The 23,986-nt window shown below is 39.3% G+C and carries 24 protein-coding genes; 10 read left to right on the top strand and 14 right to left on the bottom strand.

The genetic code is table 11. The features are described 5' to 3' along the window. Positions 1-85 precede the first annotated feature (85 nt). On the top strand, positions 86-688 hold the full coding sequence (locus OKW21_RS04215) for a hypothetical protein (RefSeq protein WP_277477613.1): 603 nt from the start codon (positions 86-88) through the stop codon (positions 686-688). Between the two features lie 484 nt (positions 689-1,172). Here the strand turns inward: OKW21_RS04215 and OKW21_RS04210 are convergent, their stop codons facing one another. The 8 genes from OKW21_RS04210 to tilS all read right to left on the bottom strand — a co-directional run bounded on the left by OKW21_RS04210 (position 1,173) and on the right by tilS (position 8,507). Then, positions 1,173-2,219 (bottom strand): cytochrome-c peroxidase, encoded by a 1,047-nt coding sequence (locus OKW21_RS04210; protein WP_277477611.1) that lies wholly within the window; start codon positions 2,217-2,219, stop codon positions 1,173-1,175. A gap of 17 nt (positions 2,220-2,236) precedes the next feature. Further along, positions 2,237-3,004 (bottom strand): DUF3050 domain-containing protein, encoded by a 768-nt coding sequence (locus tag OKW21_RS04205; RefSeq protein WP_277477610.1) that lies wholly within the window; start codon positions 3,002-3,004, stop codon positions 2,237-2,239. 3 nt (positions 3,005-3,007) lie between these two features. Further along, positions 3,008-3,760, bottom strand: a complete 753-nt coding sequence (locus OKW21_RS04200) for an MbnP family protein (protein WP_277477607.1) — start codon at positions 3,758-3,760, stop codon at positions 3,008-3,010. After that, positions 3,757-4,863: a cytochrome-c peroxidase gene (locus OKW21_RS04195; protein ID WP_277477605.1), complete on the bottom strand. Its 1,107-nt coding sequence runs from the start codon at positions 4,861-4,863 to the stop codon at positions 3,757-3,759. The genes OKW21_RS04200 and OKW21_RS04195 overlap by 4 nt, the downstream gene beginning before the upstream one ends. A gap of 25 nt (positions 4,864-4,888) precedes the next feature. Beyond that, positions 4,889-5,410: a hypothetical protein gene (locus OKW21_RS04190; protein ID WP_277477603.1), complete on the bottom strand. Its 522-nt coding sequence runs from the start codon at positions 5,408-5,410 to the stop codon at positions 4,889-4,891. A gap of 55 nt (positions 5,411-5,465) precedes the next feature. Beyond that, entirely contained in the window at positions 5,466-6,395 is a 930-nt protein-coding gene (gene mdh / locus OKW21_RS04185) for a malate dehydrogenase (RefSeq protein WP_277477600.1), read from the bottom strand. A gap of 190 nt (positions 6,396-6,585) precedes the next feature. After that, positions 6,586-7,107 carry a Crp/Fnr family transcriptional regulator gene (locus OKW21_RS04180; protein ID WP_277477598.1) on the bottom strand — a complete coding sequence of 174 codons (522 nt, stop codon included), beginning with the start codon at positions 7,105-7,107 and terminating at the stop codon, positions 6,586-6,588. 47 nt (positions 7,108-7,154) lie between these two features. Further along, on the bottom strand, positions 7,155-8,507 hold the full coding sequence (gene tilS, locus OKW21_RS04175) for a tRNA lysidine(34) synthetase TilS (protein ID WP_277477596.1): 1,353 nt from the start codon (positions 8,505-8,507) through the stop codon (positions 7,155-7,157). Positions 8,508-8,572: 65 nt separating this feature from the next. Between tilS and OKW21_RS04170 the strand changes: the two genes are divergently transcribed. The 7 genes from OKW21_RS04170 (at position 8,573) to recN (ending at position 16,263) form a co-directional block, all read left to right on the top strand. Beyond that, positions 8,573-10,177, top strand: coding sequence for an OstA-like protein (locus OKW21_RS04170; protein ID WP_277477594.1), 1,605 nt, complete (start codon positions 8,573-8,575; stop codon positions 10,175-10,177). Between the two features lie 100 nt (positions 10,178-10,277). Beyond that, the gene (locus OKW21_RS04165; protein ID WP_277477592.1) at positions 10,278-10,979 is read left to right on the top strand and encodes a T9SS type A sorting domain-containing protein; all 702 of its coding nucleotides are present in this window, start codon (positions 10,278-10,280) and stop codon (positions 10,977-10,979) included. Positions 10,980-11,106: 127 nt separating this feature from the next. Beyond that, entirely contained in the window at positions 11,107-11,934 is an 828-nt protein-coding gene (locus tag OKW21_RS04160; RefSeq protein ID WP_277477590.1) for an outer membrane protein assembly factor BamD, read from the top strand. After that, a complete protein-coding gene (locus OKW21_RS04155) occupies positions 11,931-12,254 on the top strand; it encodes a DNA-directed RNA polymerase subunit omega (protein WP_277477588.1) in 324 nt (107 codons plus the stop codon). The genes OKW21_RS04160 and OKW21_RS04155 overlap by 4 nt, the downstream gene beginning before the upstream one ends. 9 nt (positions 12,255-12,263) lie before the next feature. Next, complete coding sequence (gene coaBC, locus OKW21_RS04150; protein WP_277477585.1) at positions 12,264-13,472, top strand: bifunctional phosphopantothenoylcysteine decarboxylase/phosphopantothenate--cysteine ligase CoaBC; 1,209 nt, start codon at positions 12,264-12,266, stop codon at positions 13,470-13,472. Further along, positions 13,465-14,376 (top strand): type IX secretion system protein PorD, encoded by a 912-nt coding sequence (gene porD / locus OKW21_RS04145; RefSeq protein WP_277477583.1) that lies wholly within the window; start codon positions 13,465-13,467, stop codon positions 14,374-14,376. Before coaBC ends, porD begins: the two co-directional genes overlap by 8 nt. A gap of 237 nt (positions 14,377-14,613) precedes the next feature. Then, a complete protein-coding gene (gene recN, locus OKW21_RS04140) occupies positions 14,614-16,263 on the top strand; it encodes a DNA repair protein RecN (protein WP_277477581.1) in 1,650 nt (549 codons plus the stop codon). On the opposite strand, the gene OKW21_RS04135 is transcribed toward recN, so the two are convergent. The 3 genes from OKW21_RS04135 to OKW21_RS04125 all read right to left on the bottom strand — a co-directional run bounded on the left by OKW21_RS04135 (position 16,260) and on the right by OKW21_RS04125 (position 19,430). Continuing rightward, complete coding sequence (locus tag OKW21_RS04135; RefSeq protein WP_277477579.1) at positions 16,260-16,817, bottom strand: rhomboid family intramembrane serine protease; 558 nt, start codon at positions 16,815-16,817, stop codon at positions 16,260-16,262. The two genes, recN and OKW21_RS04135, sit on opposite strands and share 4 nt — an antisense overlap. 4 nt (positions 16,818-16,821) lie before the next feature. Then, positions 16,822-17,853, bottom strand: coding sequence for an endonuclease/exonuclease/phosphatase family protein (locus OKW21_RS04130; RefSeq protein WP_277477577.1), 1,032 nt, complete (start codon positions 17,851-17,853; stop codon positions 16,822-16,824). 71 nt (positions 17,854-17,924) lie between these two features. Beyond that, entirely contained in the window at positions 17,925-19,430 is a 1,506-nt protein-coding gene (locus tag OKW21_RS04125) for an acyl-CoA carboxylase subunit beta (protein ID WP_277487606.1), read from the bottom strand. Between the two features lie 235 nt (positions 19,431-19,665). Between OKW21_RS04125 and OKW21_RS04120 the strand changes: the two genes are divergently transcribed. After that, a complete protein-coding gene (locus tag OKW21_RS04120) occupies positions 19,666-20,613 on the top strand; it encodes a Ppx/GppA phosphatase family protein (RefSeq protein ID WP_277477575.1) in 948 nt (315 codons plus the stop codon). 10 nt (positions 20,614-20,623) lie between these two features. After that, on the top strand, positions 20,624-21,703 hold the full coding sequence (locus tag OKW21_RS04115) for an Ldh family oxidoreductase (RefSeq protein WP_277477573.1): 1,080 nt from the start codon (positions 20,624-20,626) through the stop codon (positions 21,701-21,703). On the opposite strand, the gene OKW21_RS04110 is transcribed toward OKW21_RS04115, so the two are convergent. The 3 genes from OKW21_RS04110 to eno form a co-directional block, all read right to left on the bottom strand. Further along, on the bottom strand, positions 21,693-22,232 hold the full coding sequence (locus tag OKW21_RS04110; RefSeq protein WP_277477572.1) for a hypothetical protein: 540 nt from the start codon (positions 22,230-22,232) through the stop codon (positions 21,693-21,695). The two genes, OKW21_RS04115 and OKW21_RS04110, sit on opposite strands and share 11 nt — an antisense overlap. A 13-nt stretch (positions 22,233-22,245) precedes the next feature. Next, positions 22,246-22,542, bottom strand: coding sequence for an FtsB family cell division protein (locus tag OKW21_RS04105; protein ID WP_277477570.1), 297 nt, complete (start codon positions 22,540-22,542; stop codon positions 22,246-22,248). Positions 22,543-22,666: 124 nt separating this feature from the next. Next, positions 22,667-23,941 (bottom strand): phosphopyruvate hydratase, encoded by a 1,275-nt coding sequence (gene eno / locus OKW21_RS04100; protein WP_277477567.1) that lies wholly within the window; start codon positions 23,939-23,941, stop codon positions 22,667-22,669. Positions 23,942-23,986 lie beyond the last annotated feature (45 nt).

Here is a 23,986-nt window from a genome sequence, read left to right as displayed (position 1 = left end):
AGCATGGACTTTTTTAAATAATTTTTAGCGTCTTACTTTTGCTATTTTTTAAACATAATTTTTTGCTACAGCTTTTTATATTATTATGCAAAAGAAGAAAAAAAGACACTCCAGGTGGTACTTCCTGTTCATCATTGCACTCATCATAGGTTTTGTTGTAGTGCAATTGTTACTGCTTGATGATAGTGAAGAGCAACATTCAACACAAGGTAAAGATGATACTGAGCAATATAAATCACAATCCCACAATTCATCTGACTCAGCCGTAGACAATTACCTCACTTATATTAGTGATCACACTCCTGATGATGGAACTGTCAATACCGAAGAATATATTGCTAATGCCGTAATTTACTTGACAGCAGCCTTACAGGACTTATCAGAAGAAAACATAATCCAGCTTAACCCCTCAGTGATAAAGCAGTTAGATCGTCAGTCAAAAAGTTTATCTACTTCTGATACATCCAATACGATACATGCTATTAAAAATACTGTGGGGATGATTTCAGGAGCGATGCAATCCATTGCTATTAGTGATACAGGACGCCTGCAGGTAGAAATGCAAAGTTTACAACAATTAGCTGACGCTATCAATAATGAGGTTAGACCTGAAACACAAAGTGAGAGCGTTAGTAAATTTTTGGCACAGACCGGATTGCTTTTAGAGTTAATTGAAGTAGAAGCTTAAGATCTTACCCTATTTTGAATCTAACATGCCTTATTAGCAAAAACCCAATAATTGTACTGCCTTTTTCGTCTTTCTCAATAGCTTGTGTGTTTTAAGCAGCATTACACAAAAAAAAGCTTCAAGTCCTAAAAAAATAAGACAGAAGCTTTAATTAAGTGTAATAGATTGTTGTAATAGAGCGAAAAAGTGCGATCAGGAATTGTATAATTAATAAATGTTTACAATTCTTACTACTAATATATGAAAATTTACTTGAATCAGATAAATTATTTTAAGAAATTTTCAAATTCTCAATATTTATCAACTGAGTCAAATTAATTATTAGTTAAACAACATTCACCCTTGAGAATATATTTTTTTGATTAAGCTTATATGGTGAATCTTAAACATTTTGACAGGCTTTCTAAGTTATTTATAAGAGTCAGTGCAAATTGCAGGACTTAGCTTGGATATGATTTTGTCACTAATTGAGTAAACAAATTATTTAGTGAGAAAATGTTGGACTGCCCAAAGTTTTGAGGAAAGCGAGAATTGCTTTTTTTTCATGTTCCCTCAATAAAATACCGGGGGTATCAGTATTCTCTTTAAGGAGAGGGTCAAGATAGGGCGTAGCTTGAACATTTTCACTGTAATGGTCCAGCACCTCTTCTAACGTTTGGAAACGTCCATCATGCATATATGGTGCAGTAAAAGCAAGGTTTCGTAAGCTTGGAGTTTTGTAAGCGCCTATTTGCGTAGAGTCAAATGTAATTCGGAATCTACCCATCAATACCCGTTCATCCTTATCTGAAAAAGATGTATCCAGCCCAATGTTATGGTAGGAAAAATCAGTAAAAAAATCATTTTTACCTGCATCAAAACTATGGCACGCAGCGCATTTCTCTTTGACCAGTTCCATCCCCTCCCTTTCCAGCCGGGAAAGTTGTCCACCTGGCTCTTCTCTTACAAAATGATCATACCGGCTATCGGCACTGATCAAGGTGCGCATATATTGTGCTAATGCACGGGCAATCAAAGCTGACTGAACTGAGTCTGCCCCAAAAGCACTGCTGAACAACGCTGGGTAGGCAGCATCCTTCTGAAGCTCACGGACCAATTGTCCGAGATTTTTTCCCATTTCGTCAGGATGAGTGATTGGCCCGAAAACCACAGACTCAAGGTTTCTCACACCGCCATCCCAGAAAAGACCTTCGCTCCAGGCGACATTTATCAATTGGGGTACATGTCTATCCAGTTTCTTTCCACTTATACCTTCGCTACTCAATGCCTTGCCATCAGAAAAAGACAGTGAAGGAATATGGCAGCTTGCACAGGAAATCTGATTATTGTCAGAAAGTTTAGGATCAAAAAAAAGCTTCTTTCCCAAGGCAACTCCTTCTTCTGTGGTAGGGTTATGCACAGGCACAGGCATTGGTTTCTGAAGGTTATCCGGGGTATTAAAGTTGTAAGGCCTGGGGCCTTCCTGCTGAGTAGAACAGGCAGACAGAAAGCACAAAAACCAACAAACAGTCACCATACCACCTGCTTTCATAAGCTGTCATCGTTTAATCAATGAATGGCCTTTGTTATACCATCCCACAAGTTAATTCTTGCTTTTAGTGCTTTCTGGGCCACTTTATAGCATTGATTCCACTTTAGCTGATCATCACCGCATAGAGCTTCCATCATCTGCATTGCCATAGGGCCATGCTCATCTGCATCCAGTTCAATATGACGCTCAAGATAGTACACAAAGTCACCCAGATTTGTATGATGGTTTTTCTGTATATCTTTCACGAGTGAGGTAAACATATCGGGAATCAGGTCTTCCCTACCCCAGGTAAATACTGCGGCTACTTCGTGTACTACCCCCCTGTCAATAGTTTGGAAAGTAAAATCCATAAAAGTTTTAACTTGCTTAGGAAGTTGTAGTGAGGAAATGGCACGAATGAGCGGTGTCCCCTGACGAAGCAGTATCTCCAGTCGCTTAATCGAAGAATAATCAGCCCCTGCCTGATCCATTGCTTGCAGGTACAATTGATAATGACTGGCAGGTCTTCCATGGCGATCTACATCTGTTTCTTCACCCAACACGATTTCGTTAATCATTCTCGCGGCCGAAGTATGCTGAGCGGGAAGCCAAGGATGCTGAATGCAGGTCAGTTCTCTCTGTAAAAATTTAAGCAGAGACATGAAGTCCCAGACTGCAAATACATGCTGCTCCATAAAAGTATGCAGATGCTGAGGAGTCTTGATTTTCTGATAAAGCGGGTGACTTACTAACTGCTGTTTTAATGGTGATAGTCCGTTTTCTATTCTTGTGATATGTACATTCATAAACTATTCAATACTTTTTATGATAAACATGTCTGAAGCATAATTGTCAGCGATATTTACTGCAAAAGGATCAAATTTCACCACCGGATACTCTTCAAAGCTAAGAGTATTTGGTCCCCTGAAAAGTTCAGCGATATCTAACCAAACATTCACTTGTACTTCACTAGCGGCAATGATACTGAGTTCAGGTATACCATCCTCCCCAAGTGTATACGTTAGTTTACGGTAACTTGGATCACCCCCTACATGATACACTAAGGCTTTGTGCTGATCATTAGCAGCATAATATGTACCTTCTACTAATAGAAACTTATAACCAGTATTCCAGTTCCATGCCATATCATTACTAGGATCTAGGGCACCAACTTTATCAGTAGAAGTACTGGTACTGTTATCTACACCAATGGCAAACTCCATTTGGTTGTAGTCACCTATTGGTACATCTTCAATGAGAATTTCAAACACATCACCATCTTCAGTACCTACCAAATGGTAGCTTTCCGGCATTAAGTATACCTCCCCCTTCAGCTTATTCCTTAATTTGATATTGCTAATATAATACCTAACCTTTGAGAGACTGAAAACCTCTCCTAGGGCATTGGTATACCGAGCTGTATTAAACTGCAAAGCTTCTCCGTCAACATAATGGCTAAAATTTAACTTTAATGAAGCCCTTCCTTCAGGCTTCTCTGCATCTTTACAGGAGACAGCGAAAACCACTATCAATAAACTCAATGCATTAGATAGTATTCTCATTGGGCGAATGGATTTGAAAAACGTTCATCTTCAATAAATGTACTATCAGTCAACATATGTAGAAAGGCAAGGATCGCGTCTTTTTCCTCCGGTAAAAGATGTAATTTTATGGGCTCTCCTTCATTGATGGGCTCATTACTAGCTTCCTGTATCAATGGGTCAAGTGTACTACTCATCTGGATGTGCTCATCGTAATGCACTAATACTTCTTCAAGCGTACTGAACCGGCCATCGTGCATGTAGGGGGCAGTCAAAGCAATATTTCGTAAGGAAGGAGCACGGAATTTGCCTTGGTCAAATGCATTTCCGGTATGTCCGGCAAGTCCTTCTTCCAGTTCACTATCCTGATCTAATCCATTATTATGAAAGCCATTAAATGCATCAGCAGAACCTCCGGTAAAAGGACCAAGGTGGCAGTCTCCACAGTTTCCTCCCCGAATACCCTGAGAGGCCTCAGGATGGGTAAAAAAAAGAGTCATTCCTTTGAGTTCCAGCGCTGTGGGCTCGTACTCATTGCGCCAGTAGCGATCCAGTTTAGATTGATTGCTGATGAGTGTTCGCTCAAACTGAGCCAGTGCTTTAAGTAGGTATTCCGCAGTAATGCTGTCCGTACCAAAAGCTTCAAAAAATTTGGGCGGATAAATTTCGGTAGCTTGCAAACGTAAGACGGCTTCATCTACATCGGTTAGGCCCATCTCCAAGGGATTGGTCAACGGACCAATTGCCTGTTCTTCCAAGCTGACTGACCTGCCATCCCAATTCAGACGGCTTACCCATAATAAGTTATGGAGTGACATAGTATTTTTATTTACCTGCCCCCCATCAATTCCCTGTGGAAACTGCAAGCCATCGGTAAAAGCTTTCTCCTGTTGATGACAGGAGGCACAGGATATACTTTGGTCTGCTGATAACTGTTTCTCATAAAAAAGCATACGGCCCAGCGCTACACCTTCTTCAGTCAACAGGTTATCTGCAGGTAAACTTATTTGATCGGGAAAGTACCAAGGTAAATTTGGTTGATATGGGGTAGGATCATATACAACTTCTTTCTCTGGCTCATTTTCATTACTACAGGCGAGTAACAACACAAGCAGGGCAGTCAAGAAATAGTTGTAATAAAGCAAATAGCTAAGGGGTTTCAATTTGTTGTAAAATGTCTTCAGCTTTACGAATACTGTTTAGCATTTTCTCTCTAACAACGATGATATTCTCTTTTTCTGATGCCAGTTCAGTCATAATTTCTTCATGCTCCATACCTTCAAACTCAAAGTCATTAGAACGCATCCAGTGCATCATGGCTTCATCTGCATCTTGCAGATCATCATTATAGTTTGTAAGTGAGTCAAGCATACCTGGGTCGGTTGCTTCTTCATTTTGTAAACTATCAATAAGTGTTTTTAATTTCTTTTGTAAGCGGAAAATATGATCCATCTCAGGCATCACTTCATCGTGGATCGCCATCATTTCATTGAACAGGGAGTCTTGGGCGGTTTCTTCAGGACTTAGTTTGGTAGACTCTTGATCATTTTTAGCTGAAGGTTCACAGGCGAAAACAACAACAAGCATAAAGAAAGTGAGGCAATTTTTCATGATGACATTTAGTTTGGTTTTAGATTTCTTTCTCTCAAATGGGTATTCATGTTTACGCAAAAAAAAAGGCTTTAGTGATAAAGCCTTTTTCCAAAAGATATAGTGTTTTACTAATTTAGGACATCTTATCCAATACCTGCATTACTTCTCTTACATGTCCTTCAGAAGTTTTGAGCAGTTGCATTTCATCATCGGTAAGCTCAAGCTCAATAATCTTTTCAATTCCATTTTTACCAAGAATTACCGGCGCTCCCAGGTAGCAGTCACTTATACCATATTCTCCCTCAAGTTTCACACATACTGGGAATACACGACGCTGATCTTTTACGATAGCTTCAACCATTTGAGCCGCTGCTGAACCCGGAGCATACCAGGCTGATGTGCCCATCAGCTTCACCAACTCTCCACCTCCGGACTTGGTACGGTCTACAATAGCGTCAAGCTTCTCCTTTTCAATAAGTTCGGTTACCGGAATACCTCCCACAGTAGTGTAACGGGGCAGAGGAACCATAGTATCGCCATGACCACCCATCAGTACAGCCTGTATATCTTTGGGAGAAACATTAATTGCCTCCGCCAGGAACGAACGATAACGAGCGGTATCCAGAATTCCCGCCATACCCATTACTTTATTACGAGATGCTTTTGAGGTCAGGTGTGCCTGGTAGGTCATCACATCCAGCGGGTTAGACACGATGATAATGATAGCCTCCGGCGAATGCTTTACAACATTTTCGGTTACCGTTTTTACAATACCAGCGTTAGTTTCAATCAGGTCGTCGCGCGACATACCAGGCTTGCGGGGAAGCCCGGAAGTGATTACTACCACATCCGATCCGGCAGTTTTAGAGTAATCATTGGTGGAACCAATGGTACGTGTATCATAAAGGTTGATCGGAGACTTTTCCCAGATATCCAGGGCTTTTCCTTCGGCTAGCCCTTCTTTTATATCTACCAATACAACTTCATTGGCTACCTCACGATAGGCCAATACATCGGCACAGGTTGCTCCCACGTTTCCAGCTCCTACTACAGTTACTTTCATAGTATATACGTATTTTATAGTTTGGTGAAAAAATTATCGTCTATAAGACACAAATTTAATAAAGTAGCGCAAAGAAGATAGTAATTATTGCGCCAATTGCATTGCGCCAATTGCATTGCGCCAATTGCATTGCGCCAATTGCATTGCGCCAATTGCATTGCGCTAGTTTATTCATTGAGGGTCACCCTACTCAAAAAGTAGTATAGAGCAGGTCCAGGCTAAAAAACCCTTTGGAAGAACGATACGAAGCAAATAGCTGCTTGGTATACTCATCGTACATCTCAGTTAGCGAAGCTAACATTTTTGCTTTAATCTTTGGCTGACTTGAGAAAATATCCATGATATTTACATGAGGAATTACATAAAGATCAGCATCAGGAGAGGTAACAATAGCATTATAAAAGCGATTGGTATTTTCTATACAGGCGTTGTTTCCAAATGAATGCCCTGTTCCAATTTGATTCAGTACTTCTAATTCTTCACCTACATCAAATGAAATTGAGACTTTACCTCTCTTAATCACATAAAGGGCATGACTGGGATCTTTTCTAAAAAAAACAACTTCATCCTGCTTGTATTTTCTGAGGTAGAGATAGGGTAAAAAAAATGCTTTCTCATCATCCGAGAGTGCTTCAAAGATTTTGATGCCTGACAAAAAATTAAAAATACTGGTCTCCTCAGCAGAATATGAGCGTTGAAACGGGTTTTTCATAGGTTCAGATAGGTAATCCTGCTTTTCTGGCGTTTATATCAAAATTTTCATGGCAGGGGTTTAACCTCTTGTTTGATCTCAAAAACCTGCTTGGTGTTTTCTGTCACTCTGTAACGATGGTCAATTCTTTGGCCTACTACCCATACGATATCGTTACCAGAGGTCAATACCATGACTCTTTTTTTCAAGTTTAGCGGAATTTTGAGGTCTATCATAAAATCGCTGAGTTTTTTTTTGCGGTTCATTCCCAATGGGAAAAAGTGATCACCCTTTTTCCAGGTACGTAACTTTAATGGGAACTGCAGTTTCTCATGATCCAAAGCGGCGATATTAGCCAGGGGGACTATTTTATACTTGTGGGCGTCCAGTACGCTAAAGTTTAATGTAAACTCATCAGTCTGTAAAGTATGTTCTTTTCCATCTATTTCGTATAAACTTGCTATATAGTCGGTAGTAGAACTAATCACTAATTCTTTACGATCAATATTCAAGCGATGCGTGGACGAGTCAAAAACTTTTCCTACTTGAGAGTTATGCTCTCGCTTCTTAATAGCTTCCGCGATTTCTCTGCTTTGATGATACTGAAAACCATATTCTTTGATTAATTCATGTAGAATTACTTTTAAACCCGGCTGATTTTTTAAAATTTTGATATTCAAATAAACATCTTTACCATCACTACGAACACTGACCGATCTCAGGTCTTTGACAACTGCCCTGAATACATCTTCTGTTTCTGAAATCCTCTCAAGGCTTATCTCCATCGTCTGTAGTAAATTAGGATTAACTTCTTCTAATACAGGAATCACCTTACGCCTGATCAGATTTCTTCTATGTTTTTCATCCTGGTTAGAGCGGTCTTCTCTCCATAGTAGTTGTTTTTCCCGAGCGTAATTCTCAATCTGTTTTCTGTCAGCAAACAGCAATGGACGTATCACATTACCCTTTTTGGGCTTAATGCCATGCAAACCGGCAATACCGGTGCCCCTACTCAAATTAAAAAGTACAGTTTCTAACACATCATTTTTGTGATGAGCGGTCGCAACATAAGTATAATTATGCTGCGATAGCAGAGACTTAAACCAAGCATAACGAAGCTTTCTGGCAGCCATTTCTATAGACATTTTCTCACGCTCAGCATAGTCAATCGTATCAAAATCTTGGATGTAACACTCAACTCCATACTGACTTGCAAGCTGGCGCACAAAAGTCTCATCGCCATCGGATTCCTCTGCTCTTAGATGAAAGTTGCAATGTGCCATTGCAAAACTGAAATTAGCCTCAGCAAATAAGTCAGCCATCACAGCCGAGTCTACTCCACCGCTGACGGCTAGCAGTATAGGAGTATTTTTAGTAAATAAGTTTGTTTCGTTAATAAATGCCCCGAATTTGTTAACCATACTTTAAGATTATTCGTCAAAGAGAGTTAGGGTCTTTTGACTTAAAATGTAAGCATCATTAAATAATGAAGATAGCATATTTCTACTTACCTCTCCTGTTCTTTTTTGTTTGTACTTTCTCAGCCTTTGGACAAAAAAACATACAAATTGAAAATGCTGAAGTTTTTCAGGGAGGAAAAAACCCAGAGACCGATGAACAGTTTCGTAAGCTCATTGGCAATGTAATTCTCAGGCAGGGTAATACCCGTATTTTTGGTGATTCAGTGATTTTATACAATCAGAAAAATTTAACTGAAGTATTTGGGGAACGCGTCCGCGTTGAAGAGGGCGACACCATTAAGGTAGTGGGAGACAGACTAATTTATGATGGAAATGTAAGGGTAGCCCAAATGCGTGGCAATGTAATTTATACCACTCCAAGTATGACGTTGTACTCTGACTATCTGGATTATGACCTGCCTGCTAATTTGGCATATTATTATGAGGGAGGCAGACTGGTAGACTCCACCAATGTACTGACAAGTATAGAAGGTTCCTATCATACTGTATCCAATATGGCCTCTTTCAAAGATAGTGTTGTACTGACGAATCCGGACTATAAACTTGAGTCTGATACACTTCAATACAATACTGAAACGAAAGTCGCATACACTTTAGGCCCTACACTCATCACCTCTAATGATGGCACTGAGTTGACGGCTCAAGCAGGTAGCGAGTACCTTACCACTGAAAAGCAGTCTATATTTGGCTTAGGAACTGTAGAAACTGAAAAGTACGTTATTAGTGCGGATCGGCTCTTTCTGGATGATGTACAAAAACTCTACCGGGCTACTTCTAATGTAGAAATGGTCTCTAAAGACAATGATGTAATAATCACCGGGGATAGCGCAATCTACCGTAGAAATATCGGGATAACCAAAGTATATGGTCAGGCAGTGATGAGGAGACCTATGGGTTTGGATACTCTTTTTCTATCAGCAGACACTCTGGTGAGTGTAGAGGATTCTATTCCAGCCAAGGAAAGAATACTGGCTTATCACGATGTAAGAATTTACAGAAGTGATTTACAGGCTTTATCAGATTCTCTTGCCTACCATATCACCGATTCTATCCTTTATCTCTACCGTGATCCCATTTTGTGGAATGATGAAAGCCAGATCGTAGCTGATTCTATCAACCTCGAGATTGTGAATGGACAGATAGAAAAAATGAATGTAATACAAAATTCTTTTGTGATTTCTAAAGATACTATTAACAACTTTAATCAGGTGAAAGGCCGTAAAATGGTAGTAGATTTTGATCAGGGACAGATAAAAAACATTGATGTCAATGGCAATGGAGAAAGCATTTATTTTGTACTTGAGCAAGATTCTATTATGGTTGGCATGAACTATATCTTATGCAGTGATATGGTATTGAGGTTTGCTGAAGGAGCTCTTGATAACATTTCTTTTTATACTCAACCCAATGGCAAGCTCATCCCTCTACACGAATTAAGCAAAGATGACAAACAACTTCAGGGTTTCCAGTGGAGAATTGAAGAACGGCCAACCAAAATACAGGTTATCGAGAGAACTGCTTTAAAACGTAACAAAGACGAGGAGGATATTGAAAAATCAATATCGGAAGGAGGGCAAAAAGGTATGCAAAATTCTCCTCCGGGAGAATAATTTCTTTTTGAACTACATGTAAGAAAATGCTAAAAATTAGTTGATTTATAGAAAAAAATTGAGTTAATTTTATGAAATAAATACTTTTGATCACCGTTTTATGAGATTTCTTCTACCAGTTTTTTTATTCTTCTGTAGCTTAAGTGCTTATCCTCAGGGGTTTACGCTGCTAAACTCACAGGAAGAATATTACATGCAGACTGGTGAATTTCATAAATCCCCCCTCAGTATTCGAAATGACTCCGACCAGCCTTTAAGATTGGCTATTAAAATACTGGACACTGATCAGGAAAACGAAGAATTATTGGCTTCCATTTGTTCCGGTGACAATTGCCTTGATAAAAATGGTTTGCTAGAAATTAAAACCTTGGAGCCTGGTGAAACCTACGATGGTATTTCATTTAACCTCAGTGCTATTTTTGATGAGGTACAAGGTAACATCCGTTTTCTTTTCTTTGATACCGACAATCCTACTAATGCTATCGAGCGTTCCTTCCGATTTCACGTACAAGGAGATTTTCCTAGTGGAATTTTGTATCAGCGTCCTGACTTGAAAGTAAGCAATGCTTATCCAAACCCTATCGCTAATTCTGCAACTATTGACTATTCATTAGATTTTGGTCAGTCAGCCAAGATTGTGATTCTCAATTTACTGGGCAATCAGGTAATTGAACAAGAGCTTCCTTATTCTGAAAACAGTATTAAAATTCCTACCGAGCAACTTTCAAATGGAATTTATTTCTACACTTTGCAACTCAACGGTAAGAATGTAGCTACCAAAAAGATGGTTGTAAGGAAATAAGCCCCTTCTGTTTACGTTTATTTATCTGATTGACATAATCTTAGGAACTTTGTTTCTGCGACATACATTGTATTTTCATTAAGATACGATTAACTTTGCAGCACATAAATACATAAATACATAAGCATTGCAAAAAAATATATACTTCACAGTTTTAGGTCTTTTCATATTGTTCACTACTTCGTGCAGTGACTTTAGGAAAATTCAAAAAAGCTCAGACTGGCAGGTAAAATACGATGCCGCGCTAGAGTACTATCAGGACAAGGACTATTATAGGGCCATTGTTTTGTTAGAAGAAGTATTACCTATTATAAAGGGGACAAAAACTGCCGAAGAAGCTCAATTCTACTATGCATATGCTCACTATTATGAAAGAAAATATATTTTAAGTGCGCATTACTTCAAAAACTTCTTCGATACTTATACGCGAAGCCAATTTGCAACCGAGGCACTTTATATGCATGCCTACTCTCTTTATCTTCAGTCTCCTGTTCCTAATTTAGACCAAACAAGTACTTTTGAGGCTATTGAGGCCATGCAGCTTTTCATCAACAAGTACCCTTACAGCGAATACACCGACAAAGCTGAGCAGATTCTTGATGAGTTACAGGCCAAGTTGGAAGTAAAAGCTTACGAAAATGCAACACTATATTTTAGGCTTGAAAATTATAAAGCAGCAATAATCGCTTTCAATAATTTTCAGAAAGACTATCCTGATTCTCATCTGAATGAAGAAATTAGTTACTGGAAAGTGGCAGCACAGTTTAAACTGGCAGAACAAAGTATTTTAGTAAAGCAGAAAGAAAGATATTATACAACTATTGAATACTATCAATATTTTATAGACAAGTATCCTGAAAGCAAGTTTGTAGAAGAAGCAGAAGACATTTACGAAACTTGTATAAGTAAAATTCAAAAAGACACTAGTGACAGTAAAGCATCTATAAAGCAATGAATAAAAAAACTAACATTTCCGCCTCCATTGTAACACGTGACATGGATAAAATTGCCGAGCCAACTGGCAATATTTACGAATCTGTAGCTATTATCTCTAAGAGAGCTCGTCAAATTTCTGTAGCTATGAAGGAGGAATTAAACGGCAAGCTTGCTGAATTTGCCTCAACAGTAGATAACCTTGAAGAGGTCTTTGAAAACAGAGAGCAGATTGAGATCTCCAAATTTTATGAAAGAATGCCTAAACCTACCTCTATGGCGATTGAGGAGTTTTTGGATGGAGAAATAGGGTTCAGACGTATTGAAGAAGACGAACAATAATTCATTATTTTGCTGCAAGGCAAAAAAATAATATTAGGAATTTGCGGGAGTATAGCGGCATATAAGGCCGCTTTTCTCGTTCGTCTACTTACGAAAGAAGGGGCAGCGGTCAGAGTGGTTATGACTGATGCGGCTAAAGATTTTATCACCCCCCTTACACTTTCCACGCTTTCCAAAAATCCAGTGCTTTCTACTTTTTTCTCTAATCCTCAAGAGGGTAGCTGGAATAACCATATAGAATTAGGGCTGTGGGCCGACCTAATGTTAATCGCACCTGCCAGTGCCCACACGCTCGCTAAATTTTCTCAGGGACTTTGTAATGATTTACTCACGGCAGTTTATTTGTCTGCCCGATGTAAAGTAATGCTTGCTCCGGCTATGGATTTGGATATGTATTCACATCCCTCTACGCAAGCTAATTTGCAAAAATTGAGAGACTATGGTAATCTGATTATAGAAGCAGAATCCGGTGAACTTGCCAGTGGTTTGAGTGGACAGGGACGGATGGCAGAGCCCGAAAATATTTTGCAGACAGTAAAGACTTTCTTTGCTAATGATTTACCTCTCAAAGGCAAAAAAGTACTACTAACAGCTGGCCCCACACAAGAAGCTATTGATCCAGTACGTTATATCAGTAATGCTTCTTCGGGTAAGATGGGGTATGCACTGGCTACTGAGTTAGCGAATAATGGTGCTGAAGTATATCTTGTCAGTGGCCCCACAAATCTTAAGGTAACAAACAAATTAATCACACTAGCACCTGTAAAATCGGCTCAGGAAATGTTGGACGCGGCTCAAGTTTATTTTGATACATGTGATATAGCGATTTTTGCGGCTGCAGTATCTGATTATGCGCCCGTAGACATACAAAAGCAAAAAATAAAGAAAAATAGCAATACACTGCGTCTAGAACTTCATAAAACGCCTGATATCGCGAAAACCTTAAGTATCAAGAAAAAAAAGAATCAGTTTACGGTCGGTTTTGCACTGGAAACAAATGATGAGGAAGCCAATGCTTACAAAAAGATAAAAGGCAAAAACTTTGATATGATCGTGCTGAACTCACTAAATGATAAAGGTGCAGGCTTTGGGTATGATACTAACAAGATAAAAGTTTTTTTCGCTGAAAAAGATGACGTAAAAGTGTTTTCGTTAAAGTCAAAACAGGAAGTTGCCCGGGATATCATTCAGCTTATAAAAGATAATTACCATGCTTAAAAGTGTATTTTCTATATTATTCTCACTCCTCTTCATTTCTCGTTTGCCATTAGCTGCTCAGGAGCTTAACGCAAATGTTGTCGTAAACTTTCAGAATGTACAGACTACTGAGACGAGAGTATTTACAGACATGGAAAATGCTTTTCAGCAATTTTTGAACAACCGAAAATGGACAGATGATGCTTTTGCTCCCGAAGAAAGAGTCAACTGCAATTTCGTGATCAACATAGAGCAAATGCCCTCTGTAGGTAATTTCCAGGCAACTGTACAGGTACAGTCTTCACGTCCTGTATACGGAACTAACTATGAGTCACTGATGCTCAATTTTGCAGACCGTGACTGGCAGTTTCAGTATGTAGAATCACAACCTTTAGAGTTTAATCTTAATTCTTATACCAGTAATATTACCAGTCTGCTCGCTTATTATGCGAACATCATTTTGGGACTGGACTATGATTCTTTTAGCGAATTAGGGGGACAGACATTTTTTGAAAGAGCCCAACTGATTGTCAGTAACGCACAGCAACTAGGTGGTGCAGGGTGGGACCAGTTTGGGAGCAACCGCAGGCGCAACCGTTACTGGCTGGCAGAAAACTTTATTAACCCACAAATGACAGCCGTCCGAAGAGGCATATATAATTATCATCGCAAAGGGTTAGACACTTTTATGGAGGATGAAGCTGAAAGCCGTAAAAATATGCTTTCAGCACTGGAAGAAATACAAAAGGTAAGTAAAGTATTTCCCCAATCTATTTTGTTGATATCTTTTTTTGATGCTAAAAATGATGAGATTATTAGCACCTTTTCTAAAGGTGATACCCAGATCCGCAGAAATGCTTATAACGCATTAGTAGAGATTAATCCTACCATGACAGATGACTATAGTGTTATCATTAACAATTAATACTTTTGATAAGTATTTTTGCGACTATTGTTATTCCTCATCCCATGTTGTAGCTTTGTGTACTTAGTTCAAGTATAAAATAGTGGCTAAGTCTTTACTTATTTTTTGAGCGGTTTTAACGCATTACTTAATTCCCAATCGGGTAAACAAAATACATGCTTATGACTGTTTAAAGACTAGTCTGATTAATTTATTGTATTTTAGACATAAACTGACTGCTTTACTTTTCAGTATTGTATGCTCAAAAACTTAGTAATTAAAAATTACGCATTGCTGGAGGCCCTGGAAATGGAGCCTTCTGAATCTCTGAATATCATTACTGGAGAAACGGGAGCGGGAAAATCTATAATGCTCGGAGCAATAGGTTTACTGCTTGGCAACCGTGCTGACAAGAAAACTCTTTATAATGAGGATTCTAAATGCGTAATTGAAGGCACATTTACAGTAAACAAATACCAGCTTGAGTCAATTTTTGATCAAGAAGAGCTGGACTATGACCCGGTTTGTATATTACGCAGAGAAATCACCCCCAGCGGAAAATCACGTGCATTTATCAATGATACCCCAGTAAGACTGGAAACGATGAAAGGCGTTGGCAAATTTATGGTTGATATCCATAGCCAGCATGACAGCCTCCTACTAGCTAACAATATCTACCAATTAGAAATTATTGATGCCTTTGCAGACAATGAAAATCTGCTAAAAATCTATCAGCAAAGCTATTACCACCACCGTAGAGCGCAAAGTGAATATGAACAGCTGAAACAGCAGGCTACCGAAATGAAAAGAGAGGCTGATTATCATGAGTTTTTGCTGAAAGAGCTTCATAAAGCCAAGCTTCAGGCCGGAGAGCAGGACAAACTTGAGGATGAACTTCGGGTAATGGAAAATGCGGGTAATATTAAAGAACAGCTCAACCTTCTTAACACACTTTTGGCAAATGATACCCATAGTGTTGAGGACATGCTGGTGCAGGCCAAACAGTCACTTGCTAAGATTTCTTCTTTTTCACATAAGTATGAGCTACTCTATCAAAGACTGGAAAGCTGCCTTATAGAGTTAAGAGACATTAATAGCGAAGCTGAAGGTGAAGCGCTTGAAGTAGACTTTGATATTGATAAAGTAGAAACAGTACGTGAAAGAGTCAACTTCATTTATCAATTGCAGCAGAAGCATCAGGTAGATACTGTAGAAGAGTTATTGGAAATCCAGTATGAGCTTGAACATAAATTGGATAAAGTTCTCAATCTTGACCAGGAACTGCAAAGACTCAAGTCGGTTAAGGATGCCGCTTACAATGAAATGATGGTACATGCCGAGAATCTAAGTAACTCCAGACAAAAGGTATTCCATGACTTTGCCGAAACAATTGCCAAACTGCTAAAAAACCTGGGCATTCCCGATGCTCATCTGAAAGTAGCACGAATTCAGGTGCCTCCAAGTGACAGTGGCGTGGATGAAATTAATATACTTTTTAGTGCAAACAAGGGAATTGCTCCACAGGAAATTAAAGGAGTAGCTTCAGGAGGAGAGTTTTCCCGGCTAATGTTCTGCATCAAATATATATTGGCAGATAAAATCTCTTTGCCTACTATTATTTTTGATGAGATTGATACGGGTGTGTCTGGAGAAATTGCCATCAAAATGGTAAACATGATGAAGGAAATGGCCAAAAATCATCAGGTGATAGCCATCAGTCATTTACCGCAGGTAGCTGCCAAAGGTAATGCGCATTATTTCGTGTATAAAGACAACAGTTCAAGTAAGGCGGTTAGTAAAATAAAGAAGCTCACACAAGAAGAGCGAGTGCAGGAAATCGCAAAAATGATTGGGGGTAATAATCCTTCCAATATTGCCTTTGAAAACGCCAAAGAGTTGCTTACTTAATAGCTCACACTTCTGGTTTTGCTGGTACTTACTGCATTGTAAAACCCTACTACTCCTCCCAATAGATGCGACTCCCAGGATACACCTGCCAGCGTAGGAAGTACACCATAAAATAACCCACCATAAATGAACATTATAAGCAGTGAGATCAGCAGGGATTTAAAGTCCTGCCTGAATATTCCGAAAAAGATAAGAAATGAAGCCAGACCATATATAAGTCCACTGGCTCCTATATGAAAAGCAGGGCGGGCAAAAACCCAAACCAATACTCCTGTCAGAAAATAACACTGCAGAAAAACCCGGGTAGCAATTTTGGTATAGAACATATATAACATTGTTCCCAGGAAAAGCAATGGAATAGTGTTAGAAGCTAAATGTCTGACACTGCCATGAAGTAAAGGGGAAGTTACTATACCCACCATCCCTCTTATTGTACGGGGCATGATACCAAAAAGCGCTAAATCAATCCGATAGGTATACTCAAAGAGCAATACCGCCCACATGACCATAATTAATCTTGCCGGTACAATAATACTTCTGCTGATACTTTGCATATTATTATTTTTGTTCTTTTTCTGCTGATGTTTCAGCCATAGTCTTTAATGTAAGCATAAGCGGCAGATGATCACTAAATCCTCCATGATATTGGTAACCAGCATAAGTTCTATTGGGTTTAACACCACCATAGGTCTTATCTTTTTCAAGTAACCAATCAGGATGAAAAACCTTTGCTGTTTGACTCTTCACATAAAATCTGTCACTCATCAACAGCGGCTTGCTAACCCACATTTGATCAAAATGACTCCACAAACCTTGATGCTTATGCGTCCCGTCAAAATGCTTGTTAGAGATGATCACCAGGCTGGAATCTTTGCCCGCTAACAGTTGTAAACTTGGATCATCAGGAGAGTCATTGAAGTCTCCGGTGACTATCACTGACGCATTAGCTTCCTGATCTATGATTCTTTCCACTCTTTCTCTCACTACCGAAGCAGCATAGATTCTGCGTGACTCTGATGATTTACCGCCGCCGTAACGAGATGGCCAGTGATTGACAAAAAGATGAAATTCCAAGCTTTCCTGAAGCTTGGCTTTCAGATAGATTATATCTCTTGTTTTCCGATACGTATCATCAGGAAATGTAAGTCGGATAAAGTTTGTATCTAAAGGCTGGATAAGCGCCGGCCTGTATAATATTGCCAAATCAATTCCTCTCCTGTCTTCTGATTCCTGATGAATGATGTCATAACCAGCTCTTTGCAATGGAGTTTGTTCAAGCAGATCTCTCAACACACTTACATTTTCAATTTCAGCGAGTGCAATAAGCCCCGGGAACTTCCATTGACCGGCAGCAAGTAAGGTTTTATATATGTGGAATAATTTTTTTTGATAACGTTCTCTATTCCATCCTCTGATGCCATAAGGCAAAAATTCGTCGTCGTTTTTCAGGCTGTCATCCTGCGTATCAAAAAGATTCTCTACATTCCAGAAAATAATTTGTACTTCGTCAGAAGGCTGGTCAAAATTCTCCTGTGAATACCCAACCCTAATTACTGATAAAAATACTAACCCAAAAACAATCTGCTTCATCTGCAACCAATTTAGCTACAAGATAAGTCTGGCTAGATCCTAATACACAACAAACTTCTGCCTTACATTACCTAAAGAGGAATATTGCCATGTTTCTTCTTTGGTAACTTATCCACTTTATTTTCCAGCATTTTGAAAGCCCTCATCAGCTTAGCTCTTGTTTGATGAGGATAGATTACTTCATCAATATATCCTCTTTTAGCCGCCATATAAGGATTAGCAAAAGTGGTGGTATATTCATCTATTTTTTCCTGAAGTTTAGCCTCCGGATCATCAGCCTCTTTGATTTCCTTCCTGAAAATAATCTCAGACGCTCCTTTGGCCCCCATTACTGCAATTTCTGCACTAGGCCAGGCATAATTCATATCAGCGCCAATATGTTTAGAATTCATCACATCATAAGCCCCTCCATAAGCTTTACGCGTAATTACTGTCACGCGAGGAACCGTAGCCTCACTGAAAGCATAAAGTAACTTTGCACCATTGGTAATAATCGCATTCCACTCCTGGTCTGTTCCGGGTAAAAAGCCTGGTACATCTTCTAAAACCAGTAAAGGGATATTAAAACTATCACAGAAACGAACAAAACGAGCTCCTTTTACACTGGCATTGATATCCAATACACCCGCCAAAGTAGCTGGTTGATTGCCTACTATTCCTATACTCCTCCCCCCTAGCCTGGCAAAACCAACTACTATGTTTTCAGCAAAATTCTTATGAACTTCCATAAAGCTACCCTCATCCACTATGCCACTGACCACATCACGCATATCATAGGGCTGATTAGGGTTTTCTGGTACGATATCATCCAAAGCTGCCCTACTTTCGTCTTCTTTAGGCTGGTATTCAAGGTGTGGGGCATCCTCTTCACAGTTCTGGGGTAGATAGCTTACCAAGTGACGAATGTCTTTTATACACTGTAATTCATTTTTACACGCAAAATGTGTCACTCCACTTTTTGTACTATGGGTAATCGCTCCCCCTAACTCTTCAGCTGTTACATCTTCCTGAGTGACGGTCTTTACTACGTGAGGACCTGTAACAAACATATAGGAGGTTTTTTCAACCATAAAGATAAAATCGGTTATAGCAGGAGAATAGACTGCACCACCGGCACAAGGCCCCATTACCGCTGAAATCTGTGGAATAACGCCTGAAGCTAAAGTATTTCGGTAAAATATATCGGCGTATCCACCTAATGAGACCACGCCTTCCTGAATTCTGGCACCTCCTGAGTCATTCAAGCCAATGATAGGTGCTCCGTTTTTCATAGCCAGATCCATGATTTTTACAATTTTTTCAGCATGAGCTTCTGATAAAGATCCTCCAAAGACTGTAAAGTCCTGAGAGTAAACATAGACCAAACGTCCATCCAATGTACCATAACCCGTAACTACGCCATCACCTAAATACTTTTGTTTTTCCAGTCCGAATGAAGTACTGCGATGCTCAACAAACTTACCTGTTTCTTCAAACGAACCTTCATCCAGCAAAAGGGTTACCCTTTCTCTAGCCGTTAGCTTCCCTTTATCATGTTGGGCTTTGATTCGTTTCTCTCCCCCCCCCAGCAATGCCATCTTATTTTTTTCTTCAAGTTGTTGTAGTTTTTCAGCTTTAGTAATTGCTACATATCCTTGCTGAGCATTATCATGCCGAGCATCTTCATGCGAAGCGTTATTTTGCCTTTCTTTCATAGTAAATATTAATTTATTTGTGTTAAATATAGTTATATATAAGAAACCATTTATTTTCGCAGTGCATTTACATTAAACAAATGCATATATGCTATTCATTGTGGGATAGCTTTCAGATATGGAGAAGCAAAAAATTGCCGTAATTGATTTAGGTACCAACACCTTTCATTTGCTTATTGTAAGCATTGACAGTTATCAACGCTTTCACATAATACATCGTGAGCGTAAAGCTGTGATGATTGGTCGTGGAGGAATTAATCAGGGAATGATTAATGAAGAAGCTCAGTTAAGAGCTCTTTCAACCGTTCAGCACTTTAAAGACATGATTGATAAGTTCAAGATAGATCATGTAGTAGCTACCGCCACAAGTGCTTTTCGTAATGCTAAAAATGGAGCATCTTTAGCAAAGCGGATTTATGATGAAACGAGTATATCCATAGATATTATTCCTGGTGAGCTTGAGGCTGATTATATTTACTATGGTGTAAGAGAGGCCATGGCTCTTGAGGCTGAAAATGCTCTTATCATGGACATTGGCGGAGGAAGCGTGGAATTTATTATTTGCAACGATCAGTTTGTGCTCTGGAAGCAGAGCTATGAAATTGGTGCGCAACGTCTTTTGGAATTATTTGATATTACGGACCCTATCTCCAGAGAGAATGTAGAACAACTTTTACAATATTTTGATAATAAGCTACTTAGTTTAACTAAAGCCGTCAAAAAATTTCAACCAAAAACATTAATCGGTGCATCAGGTACTTTCGATACATTAAGCGATATTTATGTCATTGATCAAGATATCAATGTTAAGCCCGATGCATCTGAGTTACCACTTACTTACGAGCACTATTTAAAAACTCATCAGGCTCTCAATGAAAAAAATCATGCTGAGAGGATGACCATCCCAGGAATGATTGAACTAAGAGCTGATATGATTGTGGTAGCCTCATGGTTAATCCACTATGTTTTGGATAAATATCAGATACGAAATATCAGAGTTTCAGCCTTTGCACTTAAAGAAGGCTTATTACGATGTGTTTCTAATCAACTCATAGCAAATCAGTAACAGTAGTTACATGCAGCACTTCAAACACACTGACCTCTACAATTTTACTTATAATGTATTTAGGAAAATAGGCTGTCCCAATAATGATGCTGAGCTGGCAGCAGAAGTTCTACTCAAAGCAGATCTCCGGGGAGTGGACTCTCATGGAGTAGCACGGCTTACTGGCTATGTGAGGTTATGGGAGAAGAAAAGAATTAATGTTAAGCCTGCTATACAGATCGTACATGAAACTCCAAGTACTGCTGTAATTGATGGAGATGAAGGTTTAGGGCTGGTTGTAGCTCCTTTTGCCATGAAAGTGGCTATGGAAAAAGCATCCTCTGCTGGTACCGGTTGGGTTAGTGTAAGAAACTCAAACCACTTCGGTATAGCTGGCTACCACGCTATGATGGGCTTAGAAAAAGATATGATTGGACTTGCCATGACCAACGCCAGCCCCCTGGTAGCTCCTACCTTTGCAACCGAACGCTTACTAGGCACTAATCCTATCGCAGTTGCCATCCCTGCTAATCAACAGCCGCCTTTTGTCGCTGATTTTGCGACAACCACTGTAGCGAATGGCAAATTAGAAATTTTGCAAAGAAAACAGGAAAAAGCACCTCTCGGATGGGTCCAAAATGCCCAAGGTCAGCCTTCTGAGAATCCCGGCGAGCTTTCTGAAGGTGGTGCATTGCTTCCATTGGGCAGTGACAGAGTCCATGGTAGTCACAAAGGATATTGCCTGGGTTCCATCGTAGATATATTTTCAGCAATTTTTTCGGGAGCAAATTACGGTCCCTGGGTACCTCCTTTTGTTAGCTTTCTACCCTTAGTCAAAGATCCTGTAGGTGAAGGAATTGGACATTTTTTGGGTGCAATGCGGGTAGATGCTTTTCGTCCTGCAGATGAATTTAAGAAACACATGGATCAGTGGATTCAACGTTTTCGTTCTGCCGATACGGTTGATCATCAGGAAAAAGTACAGATACCAGGTGACCCTGAAAGAGAAATGGAAAGTATCAGAAGTAAAGAGGGAATACCTATTCTTGAACCTGTTGTAAAAGATTTAAGAGGATTAGCAGAAAAATTTTCTATCCCTTTTATAAAGTAAAACCCACATTTAGCACCCAGGGGCTATTGTAAGGAGACTTGATGTTATCATACATTAGGTTATACATCGCAGAGAGTAATACAGCTCCTCTTCTTCCCAAAGGTTGGTACAAACCTCCACCTACAAAAAATCCTGACACCCAGTCTCGTTTGAAATAGGGTTCCTGGTTTACGACAGTAAGATATTCGGTACTCAGGCTTTCATACTGTACCTGAGCAAAGAACTGTTTTCCGATAAGGTGACGGGCAAAAAAGCTTCCTCCATAAATACTGCTTGCCTCGTACCCTCTATATTTTAAGTAACGATAAGTAAAGCCTGGGCCAGCAGTAAACTGATCAGTGAAGCGATAGCCTATCATAGGAGAAAGATCAATATAGGTCACTGATCCAAACTGTAAACCAAAATTACCGCCTACTGAAATTCTTTCCCAAAAATCGCTGCTGCTTCTTTCTTCTCTTGTTGTTTCTTCTTGTGCAAATAAAATATGACTACTAAAAATAAGGACTATAGCGGCAATCATTTGCTTCATATGTAAATGTTGTTTATTGCTTAATAATGACATATACATCTTCATCAGGCTTTTTCATCAGGTACTTTTCACGGGCAAACTTCTCAAGCAGTTCATCGTTACTCAGCAATTCTTTACGGTCTTTCTCCACCTGGTCAATTTTTTCCTGATAAAATTCTTTCTCTTTTTCTAGTGCATTAAGCTTCCTGGTCAGCATTATCTGTGAACCTATATCATTGGTATCCAGAAAAAGCATCCATATCACAAACCCCAAAGTGAAAAGGAAGTAAAAACTCTTAATAAATTTTGGAATTTTATTGAGGAAGCGCATGCATATCTGTTTAGTAAGTAAACGTATAGCAAATTAAATTGATTGCATTCACTATAAAAAGAAAATGCAACCCAAAATTGGGTTGCATTAAACTAATCAATTTTGTACTAATTCTGATAATCTGTTACAACAATTTTCCAGGAAAGTAGGCTACTTGCCCCAATTGCTCCTGAATTCTCAATAGTTGATTATACTTAGCCATTCTATCAGAACGAGAGGCTGAGCCTGTCTTGATCTGACCAGCATTTAGTGCCACAGCTAAATCTGCGATGAAATTATCTTCAGTTTCTCCTGAACGGTGTGAGATTACACTTTTGTAACCATTTCTTTTAGCAAGATTCACTGTATCAATTGTCTCGGTAAGAGAACCAATCTGATTCACTTTGATTAAAATAGAATTACCAACACCTTGATCAATTCCATCCTGTAGACGTTTAACGTTAGTAACAAAAAGATCATCACCTACCAGTTGGCATTTATCTTTCAGTAAGTCGGTATGAGTCTTCCAACCAGCCCAATCATCTTCACTCATTCCGTCTTCAATTGAAATAATAGGGTATTGATCTACCCATTCCTTCCAGTAATTCGCCATATCGGAGGAATTCAGCTCTTCTCCTGAAGACTCAAACTTATAAACGCCCTTTTCGCTGTCATAAAACTCAGTAGAGGCAGCATCAAGAGCAATAAAAATTTCTTCACCTGGCTTGTAGCCAGCTTTTTCAATAGCCTGAAGTACGACTTCAATTGCTTCTTTATTTGAAGTAATATTAGGAGCAAAACCACCTTCATCTCCTACATTTGTAGAAAGATTTTTACTTTTCAGTACATTTTTCAGGTGATGAAAAACCTCAGTACCCATACGAAGGGCCTCAGAAAAGCTTTCAGCCTTTACGGGCATGATCATGAACTCCTGAAAATCTATCGCATTATCCGCATGGCTTCCTCCATTCAGAATATTCATCATAGGTACAGGAAGCGTGTTAGCATTTACACCTCCGATATACTTATATAATGGTTGGCCCAGCTCAAGTGCAGCAGCTTTAGCAACTGCCAATGAGACTCCAAGTATCGCGTTTGCACCAAGCTTAGACTTGTTGGCAGTACCATCAATATCGAGCATGGTATGGTCTATGAGCGTTTGCTCAAATATAGATACTCCTAATAATTTCTGGGCAATTGCACTATTTACATTATCAACCGCTTTAGTTACTCCTTTTCCCATGAAAAGACTTTTGTCATTATCCCTCAGCTCTACTGCCTCATGTTGACCGGTAGAAGCTCCTGAAGGCACAGCGGCTCTTCCCAAAACATTATTTTCTGTAATGACATCAACTTCAACTGTTGGATTACCTCTGGAATCAAGGATTTGACGGGCGTGAATTTTCTTAATAATACTCATAAGATAAAAATTAAGTGCGCTTTTAGATTAGGGGCAAATTTAAAG

The sequence above is a fragment of the Catalinimonas alkaloidigena genome (assembly GCF_029504655.1).
GTDB classification, from domain to species: Bacteria; Bacteroidota; Bacteroidia; order Cytophagales; family Cyclobacteriaceae; genus Catalinimonas; species Catalinimonas alkaloidigena.
The sequence above is the reverse complement of the archived record's forward strand: the minus strand, read 5'-3'. Positions and strand labels throughout refer to the sequence as shown.